The 8006-nt window shown below is 40.8% G+C and carries 11 protein-coding genes; 3 read left to right on the top strand and 8 right to left on the bottom strand.

The genetic code is table 11. The features are described 5' to 3' along the window. Positions 1-130 precede the first annotated feature (130 nt). The 6 genes from ACLNCN_RS02070 to rgg form a co-directional block, all read right to left on the bottom strand. A complete protein-coding gene (locus ACLNCN_RS02070; protein WP_070526253.1) occupies positions 131-319 on the bottom strand; it encodes a hypothetical protein in 189 nt (62 codons plus the stop codon). Then, positions 319-525: a helix-turn-helix transcriptional regulator gene (locus ACLNCN_RS02065; RefSeq protein WP_261023442.1), complete on the bottom strand. Its 207-nt coding sequence runs from the start codon at positions 523-525 to the stop codon at positions 319-321. Before ACLNCN_RS02065 ends, ACLNCN_RS02070 begins: the two co-directional genes overlap by 1 nt. Before the next feature lie 9 nt (positions 526-534). Continuing rightward, positions 535-1002, bottom strand: a complete 468-nt coding sequence (locus tag ACLNCN_RS02060; RefSeq protein WP_424844526.1) for a hypothetical protein — start codon at positions 1000-1002, stop codon at positions 535-537. Beyond that, entirely contained in the window at positions 1002-2282 is a 1281-nt protein-coding gene (hisS, locus tag ACLNCN_RS02055) for a histidine--tRNA ligase (protein ID WP_424844525.1), read from the bottom strand. The genes ACLNCN_RS02060 and hisS overlap by 1 nt, the downstream gene beginning before the upstream one ends. Positions 2283-2359: 77 nt before the next feature. Beyond that, positions 2360-3607 (bottom strand): hypothetical protein, encoded by a 1248-nt coding sequence (locus tag ACLNCN_RS02050; RefSeq protein ID WP_000770640.1) that lies wholly within the window; start codon positions 3605-3607, stop codon positions 2360-2362. A gap of 197 nt (positions 3608-3804) precedes the next feature. After that, positions 3805-4656: a quorum-sensing system transcriptional regulator Rgg gene (gene rgg, locus ACLNCN_RS02045; RefSeq protein ID WP_000434953.1), complete on the bottom strand. Its 852-nt coding sequence runs from the start codon at positions 4654-4656 to the stop codon at positions 3805-3807. Positions 4657-4780: 124 nt separating this feature from the next. On the opposite strand from rgg, the gene ACLNCN_RS02040 reads away from it, so the two are divergent. Next, positions 4781-5122 (top strand): metal-sulfur cluster assembly factor, encoded by a 342-nt coding sequence (locus ACLNCN_RS02040; protein ID WP_001206380.1) that lies wholly within the window; start codon positions 4781-4783, stop codon positions 5120-5122. A 73-nt stretch (positions 5123-5195) separates the two neighbouring features. Here the strand turns inward: ACLNCN_RS02040 and ilvD are convergent, their stop codons facing one another. Then, positions 5196-6899: a dihydroxy-acid dehydratase gene (ilvD, locus tag ACLNCN_RS02035; RefSeq protein WP_261037462.1), complete on the bottom strand. Its 1704-nt coding sequence runs from the start codon at positions 6897-6899 to the stop codon at positions 5196-5198. A 229-nt stretch (positions 6900-7128) separates the two neighbouring features. Here ilvD and rpmF point away from each other — a divergent pair, with 229 nt between their 5' ends. Next, positions 7129-7311, top strand: coding sequence for a 50S ribosomal protein L32 (gene rpmF / locus ACLNCN_RS02030; RefSeq protein WP_000290417.1), 183 nt, complete (start codon positions 7129-7131; stop codon positions 7309-7311). Positions 7312-7326: 15 nt separating this feature from the next. After that, complete coding sequence (gene rpmG, locus ACLNCN_RS02025) at positions 7327-7476, top strand: 50S ribosomal protein L33 (protein ID WP_001265622.1); 150 nt, start codon at positions 7327-7329, stop codon at positions 7474-7476. 170 nt (positions 7477-7646) lie between these two features. On the opposite strand, the gene ACLNCN_RS02020 is transcribed toward rpmG, so the two are convergent. Continuing rightward, positions 7647-8006, bottom strand: a 360-nt coding sequence (locus tag ACLNCN_RS02020; protein WP_424844524.1) for a tyrosine-type recombinase/integrase, incomplete at its 5' end; no start/stop codon positions are given.

Below are 8006 nucleotides of genomic sequence, written 5' to 3'. Positions count from 1 at the left end.
GACTGGGATAAGAGCAAAGTAGGCCCAAATAAATTGGTCGCTGTAATAGAGATCAAACCATCCTAGATTTGTTCCAATTAGTAGACACACGCTAACTAATAGAGCTATAGCAACTACATAATAGATTACTTTATACTTGTTCATCATTTTTCTCCTTTTTCTTCAATCGATTGAAAATGGACAAGAGGACTAAGTTAATCCAAAACAAATACTTACTTTCAACAAAATAGAACCACCCCAGTAATGTTCCAATCATAGCAAAGGCATTCACAATAAGGGCAAGAACACTCATATAATAAACCACTTTATACATGTTCATCACTCATCCTCCTCCAAGCGAAATACCGATTCGACTGTTTCATTGAAAATCTGAGATATTTTCAAGGCGATCACAATGGACGGGGTGTATTCGTCCCGTTCTAATAGGCTAATGGTCTGTCTGGAAACTTCTGCTAGCTTGGCCAGTTCGGTTTGATTGAGACCATCGCGAGCCCGAAGCTCTTTTAAACGATTTTTTAGTTGCATGTTACACACCTACTCTCCGTCAAATTCAACTGCTTGGATATCCTCAATACGTTGCAACTTGAATTTTTCTTTCCCCTTTTTATCAACACTACGTAGTTTGACCCATTCCTCATCAACATCCACAACTTCCCAGTTATCTGGCCCAATATACACTCCCGTTATAATTGGTTTCTTTCCAATCATTTCTTGCAATAATCTCGACATTTCTGCGTTTCCTTTCTCTTTTCGCTCAAGCTTTTTGATTTTATTCTCTAGTTTCTTGATTTTATTAGAATTATTAGAATAAAAGAACATCATAAATAGTATAAATACTGGTACCCACATCATATCTCCTTTCTGCTTCCTATTTCTTAACTTGAATTTATTGTAACACATCTTTTTCTTTTTGACAAGCATATTTGTCAAAAAGTTTATGATTTTTGTCATTTTGCAAAAGAAAAAGGTCAGGATTAGGTTCCTGACCAGTTTATCTATCATTAAAATCCTAGTTTTTCAAAGATTTCTGAGAAGTTTTGGCTGATTGTCTCAAGTGACACTTGCACTTCTTCTCGAGTTTGGTTGTTCTTAACCGTTACTTGTCCGCTTTCGACTTCACTCTCTCCTAGGGTGATGAGGGTCTTAGCCGCAAAGACATCGGCTGACTTGAACTGAGCTTTGAGCTTACGGTTGAGGTAATCACGCTCTGCTTTGAATCCTTGTTGGCGAAGAGCCTGTACCAATTCCAAGGCCTTGACATTTGCTCCATCACCCAAGACTGCGATATAGGCATCTAGGGCGTTTTCGATAGGGAGGGCCACACCTTGCTTTTCAAGAATGAGAAGCAGGCGCTCTACACCAAGTCCAAAACCAAAGCCAGCAGTTTCAGGGCCACCAAAGTAAGAAACCAAACCATCGTAGCGACCACCCGCACAGACTGTCAAATCATTGCCCTCAATCTCTGTGATAAACTCGAAAATAGTATGATTGTAGTAGTCCAGACCACGCACCATATTGGTATCGATGATGTAGTCTACTCCAAGATTTTCCAACATCTGACGCACAGCATCAAAATGAGCTTGGCTTTCTTCATCAAGGAAGTCCAAGATAGAAGGCGCATTCTCTACTGCTACCTTGTCTTCTTTTTCCTTAGAGTCCAAGACACGGAGAGGATTTTCCTCCAAGCGACGTTGACTATCCTTAGACAAGGTCTCCTTGAGCGGTGTCAAATAGTCAATCAAGGCTTGACGGTAGGCCGCACGACTCCCAGGATTTCCAAGAGTGTTAAGATGTAATTTAACACCTTGGATGCCGATTTCTTTCAAGAAATGAGCTGCCATAGCGATGGTTTCCACATCGGTAGCTGGATTGCTAGAGCCAAAACACTCAACACCAATCTGGTGGAACTGGCGCAAACGCCCTGCCTGTGGACGCTCATAGCGGAACATAGGGCCCATGTAGTAGAACTTACTTGGCTTTTGCACTTCTGGGGCGAAGAGTTTATTTTCCACGTAGGAACGGACAACTGGCGCTGTTCCTTCTGGACGGAGAGTAATATGGCGATCACCCTTGTCATAAAAGTCATACATTTCCTTGGTTACGATATCCGTTGTATCTCCGACAGAACGGCTGATAACCTCGTAATGCTCAAAAATAGGCGTGCGCACTTCTGCATAGTTATAGCGCTTGAAAATCTCACGGGCAAAGCCCTCAACGTACTGCCATTTAGCAGATTCAGCAGGCAAGATATCCTGCGTTCCTTTTGGTTTTTGTAATTTCATAGGGAATCCTCTTTAAACTTAATAGTCTTATTTTACCATAAATAAAGGGATTAAAACAGTGAGAAAAAATTTAGGATTTAGATATCATTTTTGAGATTAATAACTGTCAAAAGAATAGCCAGGAAGGAAAGACCAACAAATAGCATCCAAGTCAACTGTATATTCCATACGGCTACTAGTGAGAAACAAGCTGTTCCCACAGGTATGGATAAGGTAAACAATAAACCTAAAAAATTACTGGTACGAGCTAGAACCTCTGGAGCTAGATTTTTCATGAGCATGGCACTAATCTTTGGTTGAACTTTACCAGACATATACAGAGTTAAAAATAGAAATAGCAAACCAAGCACGACTTGATTGAATACATTAGCCAGACCAACTAGACTAAGTCCTACGGTCACCCACATCATCAATCTAGGCAAGGACTGCTTCCCAAAATAATCATTGCCCGTAAGGCTACTGATGATGACTGCTACTACAGCACCGACTTGACTGATAAATAACGCCTCTGTGTAAGAAAAATTCAAGAGAGAATGGCTCAAAAAGAAGATATTGTAGATGCCCCCTAAGGAACCACCCAAGGCATTGATAAGCAAGACAGCAAAGATCATGAATCCAAAGTTTTTCTGTCCACCTTTAAGAAAAACGAGACGTAAATTTCGATAAATCGTTAGGAACTGCTCTTTGATCGGAAGCTTCTCATTTTTTAGAATTTCACCATCAGCAGATGACATTGACAGTCTCAATTTGCTTTTTCCTAAAAAGAGGATAACGGCTGATACTAGGAAAAAACAGGCATTGATTCCCGCAACGAGAGAAAAATTATTGACCGATAACCCTAAGAGCCACACTCCAAAAGCTTGACCACCAATAGCTGAAATATAGGTGATGAACTGGGAAAAAGAATAAGCCTCCATCAGATCATCTTCAGCTACTTTTTCCTTAATGAGAGGCATGCGCAAACCACCAGCAAAATCACTGATGACATCACTAATGACATTGATTAAACACAGGCTAGAAAAGGCAAAGAGAGTAGCTTGCTGAACAACTAGAGCTGCTAGAAAAAATAAAACTGCCTGAAACAAACCGCTATAGACCATCCATTTGACCTTGTCCCTCGTGTAATCTGCCCGAATCCCTACAAAAACTGTAAAGAGAGTCGGAAGAAGCATGACAATATTCGCCATAGCAACCGCAAAAGATGCTTGTGGCAAGGTCGATGCATAGACGATAAATACCAGATTGAAAATCGAAGCACCAAAAGCATTGAAGAAGCGTGACAAAGTCAAGAGTCGATAAGCTTGATTTCTAAACAATAGTTTCATAGATAATCTCCCTTCTTGTTCGAAGTTTTATGTGAAGTATGACTATAGTATAGCACTTAGAAATTGAAAGGGAAAACTTTTGAATATATGCAACACACAAAATAAGCAAAAAAACGATAGAACTTCTTTGATAACCTGAGAGAGGTCAATAGTTCTATCGCTTCAAATTTTAAATTATTTTCTTAGTTTGCAGATATTCAACAATCGGTCGTATTTCTGTAGTATTCAGCAGATTTGTTACAGCCAAGCATCTCAAAAATACGGACAGCATCTTCCATCTTTTTCTGACCTTCCTTGACTCTGCCTTGCTTGCTATCAAGGAGACCTTCCGCCCACAAATAGACAATTCGGAAATAGGTCTCATTTTCCTTGTAGAAATGCTCTTTGATGACACGTTTAAAATAAGAGGCATTGGTAAATTCCTCACACTCAATGCTGGCTAAAAAACCATTCAAGAGTATAGTGTGAAAAAGGTTTCGATTACCAGACATTTCCATTAGAAAATCAGATTTACGTACCATTTCTCTAACATACCTAGTGAAAAGAGAAACAGATAGAAATGGTGAACTGACTGAAAATAAATTGAGTTCATAGATTCCCCAGATCTCGGTAGAAAACAAATAATCATGAAGGACTTTCCCCTCCTCTGCCGTTAACTCTACCCTTTCGTCCATGCTCTTCATATAAGACTTGATAATAATGGCATTTAGAATATGTTTCTGTTTATTTTGAGAATGGGCATGCTTTTGATACTCCCTGCGATACAAGTCCTCAAGCGGAGCTATATTCTTTGGATCCAAGACATCTATGATTTCTTTTCTCAACTCAGAATCTGTATCATACTGAAAACCTCTCGCCAGAAAGAGGATTTCCTCTACACTGGCAGATATATTTTCTAGGGCAAATAGAAACTTTTCCACCGAAAGCTCACTCTGGCCTGTTTCAAATCGGGACAACATAGACGGCGAAAATTGTCCCCCAGTTGCTTGTCTCAGCGAGATATTTCTTGACTCTCGTAATTGTCTAAAGACTTTTCCAATCTGCTCCATAGGCTTCCCCTTAATTCTGCATTTTCTTTATATTATCATATTTTTTCAGAAAATTCATCAAAAACTTGCCAAATTGTCAGAATTATGAGAAAATAGAGGATATTTATCACGTGGAGGGACTGTAATGAGAGAGGATATCAAAATCAATGACCGCGCTTTAGCCTTGCAAGACCAAATTATCGAAAAACTAGAGAAGGTTTTTGATACAGATGTGGAATTGGATGTGTACAATCTAGGATTGATTTATGAAATTAATCTGGACGAAACAGGCCTCTGCAAAATTGTCATGACCTTCACTGATACTGCCTGCGATTGCGCCGAAAGCTTGCCTATCGAAATCGTTGCAGGTCTGAAACAAATCGAGGGTATCGAAGATGTCAAGGTTGAAGTTACCTGGTCACCTGCTTGGAAAATCACACGAATCAGTCGCTACGGCCGTATTGCCCTTGGACTACCACCTCGTTAAGCAGGCAAATTACTTTTGAAGATGAAAAAAAGCAAGCCGAAGTTGGCTTGCTTTTTGAGTTTGCTTTTTGAGTTTACTTTTTACCTGACTTGTCCATATTCCAGAAATCTGTCACGGCTCCGCGTGAAGCAGATGATACGATGTGGGCATATTTACCGAGGACACCACGACTGTAAAGTGGTGGCAAGGTTGTTTCTGCCTTGCGTTTTTCAAGTTCTTCTTCGGATACGGCCATGGAAATTTCTTTAGTATCTTGGTCAACCGTAACGATATCGCCGGTACGGAGATAGGCAATCGGTCCACCATCCTGAGCTTCAGGGGCGATATGTCCAACAACCAGACCATAAGTACCACCAGAGAAACGGCCGTCCGTCAAGAGGGCCACCTTGTCTCCTTGACCTTTACCAACGATCATTGATGAAAGTGATAGCATCTCAGGCATACCAGGACCACCCTTAGGTCCAACGAAACGAACAACGACTACATCGCCATCAACGATTTCATCTGTCAGAACGGCCTGGATAGCATCTTCTTCCGAGTCAAAGACCTTAGCTGGTCCAACGTGACGACGCACTTTCACACCTGACACCTTGGCAACCGCACCGTCAGGAGCAAGGTTCCCGTTCAAGATGATAAGCGGACCATCTGCACGTTTTGGATTTTCAAGTGGCATGATGACTTTTTGACCTGGTGTGAGGTCTGCAAAGTCAGCCAAATTCTCAGCAACTGTCTTACCAGTACATGTGATACGATCTCCGTGAAGGAAACCATTTGCCAACAAGTACTTCATAACCGCAGGGACACCACCGACTTCATAGAGGTCTTGGAATACATACTGACCAGATGGTTTCAAGTCAGCCAAGTGAGGCACACGCTCTTGGATGGTATTAAAGTCCTCAAGTGACAAGTCAACATTGGCAGCATGGGCAATGGCAAGCAAGTGAAGAGTGGCGTTTGTAGAACCACCGAGAACCATAGTTACAGTAATAGCATCTTCAAAGGCTTCACGAGTCAAGATATCTGATGGTTTGAGACCAAGTTCCAACATCTTAACAACAGCACGTCCTGCTGCTTCGATATCTTCTTTCTTGTCAGCTGATTCAGCTGGGTGAGATGAAGAACCTGGCAAACTCATACCGAGAACTTCGATAGCAGTCGCCATGGTATTAGCTGTGTACATACCACCACAGCCACCAGGGCCAGGGCAGGCATTACATTCAAGACGTTTCACGTCCTCAGCCGTCATATCACCGTGGTTCCATTTTCCGATCCCCTCAAAGACAGAAACCAAGTCAATGTCTTTGCCATCAAGATTTCCCGGTGCAATGGTTCCACCATAGGCGAAAATAGCTGGAATATCCATATTGGCAATGGCAATCATAGAACCAGGCATGTTCTTGTCACAGCCACCGATAGCGACGAAGGCATCGACGTTGTGACCACCCATAGCCGCCTCGATTGAGTCCGCAATGATATCACGAGATGTCAAAGAGAAACGCATACCAGGCGTTCCCATAGCAATCCCGTCCGCTACAGTAATTGTCCCAAACTGCACAGGCCAAGCACCTGCAGATTTTACACCTTCTTTAGCCAGTTTCCCAAAATCATGCAAGTGGATGTTACATGGTGTATTTTCCGCCCAAGTCGAAATAACCCCAACAATCGGTGTTTCAAAGTCCTTATCTGTCATACCAGTCGCACGAAGCATGGCACGGTTTGGTGATTTAACCATGCTGTCATAAATGCTACTGCGGTGACGTTTATCTAATTCAGTCATTTGTTCCCTCCCATTTCAGTTTTTACTATTATAGCACATTTTAAAAGCAATGAACAGAAGAAAATTCTTGAATTTTCAGAAAATTCGATTAATTAGCTTAACGACCTTCTAATTTTTTCATCTTTTTTTGTCAAGTAACTTTACTTTACAAAAAAAATGTGTTATCCTAGTATGGTTGATGAAAATCAGTAGATTGAATCGAATATAAATACCTAAAGGAGAAATCAAAATGGCAGTACCTGCACGTCGCACTTCAAAAGCGAAGAAAAACAAACGTCGTACACACTACAAAGTAACAGCTCCATCTGTAAACTTTGACGAAACTACTGGAGATTACTCACGTTCTCACCGTGTATCACTTAAAGGATACTACAAAGGACGTAAAATCGCTAAAGCTGCATCAGCTGAATAATAGAAGGGAGATACCATGCGCGTAAATATTACACTTGAACACAAAGAATCTGGTGAACGCTTGTACCTTACTTCTAAAAACAAACGTAACACTCCAGACCGTCTTCAATTGAAGAAATACTCACCAAAACTTCGCAAACACGTTGTGTTTACAGAGGTGAAATAAGAGTTAAATTAGTGAAAATAGCGTTAAATCAACATTTTAACACTTAATAATAGCCAAGTGGTAACATTTTGGCAACAAAAAAGGTAGTAAGACATAATCTTGCTACCTTTTTATAATCTCCGTTTTCGTATAACAGACTTCGCTAGTGATACGAAAGCCGTGATTTTAATTTATAGTGAAAGTACCCCCTCTAGTTTGTCCGCTACCTCTTTCATAGCAGAAGGGCGAAGATGGGAATAAACTCCCAAAGTTGTCTGTATATCTGCATGTCCTAGCCTATTTTTAAGTTCTAGGTCATTCATACCCAAAGAGCGCAACAGACTAGCATGGGAGTGCCTTAAATCATGTATACGGATAATTTTGACTTCAGCCATTTCTCCATGTTTCTTCATGCTATTAGCAAGCATTGTCTTAGTCACAGGTAAACAGTTATATGAAAAGACAAAACTTATTTTTCCTAACTGTTTCTGATGTTTTTTCCATGAGGATAGTGCCTTAGTTGTCAAATCATCAAGATAGATTTTTCTATT

It is taken from the genome of Streptococcus sp. CL8.13 (genome assembly GCF_049737895.1).
The sequence above is the reverse complement of the archived record's forward strand: the minus strand, read 5'-3'. Positions and strand labels throughout refer to the sequence as shown.

Excerpts from the sequence above, each read along its gene's own strand:
- ACLNCN_RS02070 (WP_070526253.1), bottom strand. The coding sequence starts at position 319 with ATGAACATGTATAAAGTGGTTTATTATATGAGTGTTCTTGCCCTTATT.
- ACLNCN_RS02065 (WP_261023442.1), bottom strand. The coding sequence starts at position 525 with ATGCAACTAAAAAATCGTTTAAAAGAGCTTCGGGCTCGCGATGGTCTC.
- ACLNCN_RS02060 (WP_424844526.1), bottom strand. The coding sequence starts at position 1,002 with ATGATAGATAAACTGGTCAGGAACCTAATCCTGACCTTTTTCTTTTGC.
- hisS (WP_424844525.1), bottom strand. The coding sequence starts at position 2,282 with ATGAAATTACAAAAACCAAAAGGAACGCAGGATATCTTGCCTGCTGAA.
- ACLNCN_RS02050 (WP_000770640.1), bottom strand. The coding sequence starts at position 3,607 with ATGAAACTATTGTTTAGAAATCAAGCTTATCGACTCTTGACTTTGTCA.
- rgg (WP_000434953.1), bottom strand. The coding sequence starts at position 4,656 with ATGGAGCAGATTGGAAAAGTCTTTAGACAATTACGAGAGTCAAGAAAT.
- ACLNCN_RS02040 (WP_001206380.1), top strand. The coding sequence starts at position 4,781 with ATGAGAGAGGATATCAAAATCAATGACCGCGCTTTAGCCTTGCAAGAC.
- ilvD (WP_261037462.1), bottom strand. The coding sequence starts at position 6,899 with ATGACTGAATTAGATAAACGTCACCGCAGTAGCATTTATGACAGCATG.
- rpmF (WP_000290417.1), top strand. The coding sequence starts at position 7,129 with ATGGCAGTACCTGCACGTCGCACTTCAAAAGCGAAGAAAAACAAACGT.
- rpmG (WP_001265622.1), top strand. The coding sequence starts at position 7,327 with ATGCGCGTAAATATTACACTTGAACACAAAGAATCTGGTGAACGCTTG.